This window comes from Pseudomonas sp. P4_C3 (assembly GCF_056402075.1).
In genome coordinates this window covers 1-2803 of record NZ_JBFUIC010000445.1, presented here as the reverse complement: position 1 = coordinate 2803, position 2803 = coordinate 1, and the positions used below count along the sequence as shown (strand labels likewise).

Below are 2803 nucleotides of genomic sequence, written 5' to 3'. Positions count from 1 at the left end.
TGGTGTCGGTCTCGCCGCGGCAACCGTTGATTTGAGCCAGCCCGGTGATCCCCGGTTTGATTCGGTGGCGCGCCATGTAGGCGAGAATCTTGCCGGAGTAGTAGTTATTGTGCGCAACGGCATGAGGGCGTGGCCCGACCAGCGCCATATGGCCCTGCAAGACGTTGAACAATTGCGGCAACTCATCGATGGAAGTGCGGCGGATAAAGCGCCCGATCGGGGTGATCCGCGAGTCGTTACGGCTGGCTTGCTTGACCTCGTGATCGTCGTGTACGCGCATCGAGCGAAACTTCCAGACCTTGATGACCTTCCCGTTCCACCCGTGGCGGTCCTGTTTGAAAAACACCGGGCCATGGGAGGTGAATTTGACGGCCAGGCCAATGATCAGCAGTAACGGGCTTAGAGCGACAATGGCCATCAGCGCCAGGCTTTTATCGAACAGGCTTTTACTCAGTGCGGCAGTGGGTTGGCTGCTCAGCGGGCATTCAATCAAATGGATTGCCGGCATGCCATCCACATCACTGACCGAGTGATTGAGCAGCGTCAGGCTGTTCAAGTCCGGGACCCAGACCACATCGACGTTGGCATCCAGCAAATCGACATACATTTCTTCGATTTGTGCCGCTTCACTCAGGGGGAGCGTGATGTACAGGCGTCGGATGTCATGGGTCTTGATCAGTTCAAGCAGTTCCTCTTGCGGGCCTACGACAGGTGGCATACCCGCCTCCAGCAAGAGAGTGGTGTCGGAGCTTACCAGGCCGACCAACGGGAAGTGCTCGAGGGCACGAAGCTTGTTAGCCAGGCCCAGTGCCAGCTCGCCAGTACCAACAATCAGCGTTCTACGCTCAATTTGCAGCGCCCGTTGGTAGTACTTCGAAAAACCATGCAGTGGGACGTACAACAACGCCTGCCCGATGTAGCTGCAGAAAGCCCATATCAGGATGATTTGACGAGAAAACAGTTCGTTGGCCTTACAGAGAAAGGCGACAATAGCTAACGCTGCCAGTGTCATTGACCAACCCATCAGTAGTCTTATCAACCCCTCCAGGTAATTGTCCTTTTTTGCATAGGCGCCGCACCATGTATAGGCCGGAACCGATGCAAGCACAGTAAGCGTTGCGCATACTCGATAATAGAATTCTACCGTTCCAGTCTGGTAATAAACCAATAGAAGTAACAGGGCGACAACAAAGCCCTGGCCCAGTGCCCACTGTCCCCAGAAGGTCAGTCCTTTGAGGGTGGTATTTCGATTGATACGAAGATTGTTAACCATACGATATCCCCAAAATACGTCCATTCGTGTTTCGACAAACAAGAGCCAAAATTAATGCGCTAAGAGTTATTGTTCATACTAGATGGCGATGCGTTGACGACCGAAACGCCACACGGGCGGCGCTGTCATCAGTTCATAGGTTAAATTATTAGTGCGGGCACTGTCTGACGACTTTTAACGAGCGGGCGGTGTATCTTGTTGATATATCTGGGTGAGAATGGCGTTAGAAATAGTCTGACTTAAACCTTTTTAACGCGGCTTTATAGAGGGAGGGGGGGAGATGCAGGGAAGATAAATTGGCGTGCTTTATTATTGTTGTATTGCACTGCCGAGGCGAAAATCTGAATTTCTCAGGCTAGATTTTTACGCGTACGATTTTTTGTATCACGCAGTACCCACGATTCCTCACTGCACGAAAAAGGCGTTCGCCGTTACTGGCGTTTTTAAATTTTTCCTGTAGTCGACTCAGGCACATTTCGAGACCCCGATATTGTTCAGGTTCTCTACCGATGCTGCGGATAAGGTCGTCCTTGCTGACCACGCGATCTTCATGGTGCAGCATTTTTTTAAGCAGGGTGGCCTCCAGGCCAGTCAAGACAATTTCCACGTCATCTTTGATCAACGCGCCACTGCCATCACTCAGTCGCCAGGTTTCAGTCGCTGGAGTGTGCGGTTTGGCTGGCTGGGAAACGAATTCCCTGGTGTCTTCCCTGGAGCTGTCTACGGTTGATGTGAAGTGAGTAAATTTCGTTACGGATTGGGCAGCTTGCCATTCGGACTTGAACGTCGAAAGTATGCGCTGGGTATCATGCTTGATAACCGGCGGAACCATTCTGGCCATTTGCGGGGAAATAATCTCCATAAGCTTGGGGGCGGAGGTGGGCGGGGCAACGCCTTCAAAAAACATTTTTGCCTGTGACGTGCCGTAACTGTTGTATCGCTTGCTGGACAGTAATGCCTCAAGCTCCAGTTGCAGTGCGGGGTTGTGAGTAACCACGACAAAGTATTTTCTAGGGAGGTTTGTGCTGCTATCCATGGCTCTCTCCTGAGTTGCACGTCTTGAATTTGGTTTAAAGGTTGTCAGCAGGGGAGTAATGACTCCCTTGAAAGTAATCAAAGGGCAGTGCACGTGCCAGTATATGGCTAGCAGCATGCTCGACTCTGTCCGCTATAAAGGAGACTTTTGTGTTGTGAGTGAGCATGGTCATGCGTTCGTGGAGACGATTGAATAACTCTGGGTTGCCACTGAGCTTGAGGCTCAAGTCTAGAGAGGCGGTGGAGATCTTTATATAGTCGAATAGATTCAGGGTGGTAAAGATTTCGATACTTTCGTCGTCGATGTTGTAGTCGTCGAGCGCGATTTCTATGCCGTGATCTTTCAACAAATATACGTTGTGAAGGATTTTCTTTTTTTCTGCGAAGCTGATTGCCGACAGGGGGAGCTCATTGAGCGCAACAACCAGTGTCTGGCCAAATTCGCGCAGAGCGGCGCCGGACTGTATCAGCTCCTCCGTGAGCGCAGAGTTGGCG

General features: G+C 51.4%; 3 protein-coding genes. All 3 read right to left on the bottom strand.

Features of this window, described 5'->3' with window-relative positions; genetic code table 11:
• Window positions 1-1273, bottom strand: a 1273-nt coding sequence (locus tag AC1DVH_RS29090) for a sugar transferase (RefSeq protein WP_477756691.1), incomplete at its 3' end; no start/stop codon positions are given.
• 355 nt (window positions 1274-1628) lie between these two features.
• The gene (locus AC1DVH_RS29085; RefSeq protein ID WP_477756690.1) at window positions 1629-2309 is read right to left on the bottom strand and encodes a winged helix-turn-helix domain-containing protein; all 681 of its coding nucleotides are present in this window, start codon (window positions 2307-2309) and stop codon (window positions 1629-1631) included.
• A 34-nt stretch (window positions 2310-2343) separates the two neighbouring features.
• Window positions 2344-2803 (bottom strand): EAL domain-containing protein (locus AC1DVH_RS29080; RefSeq protein WP_477756689.1); only part of this gene is annotated, 460 nt, incomplete at its 5' end.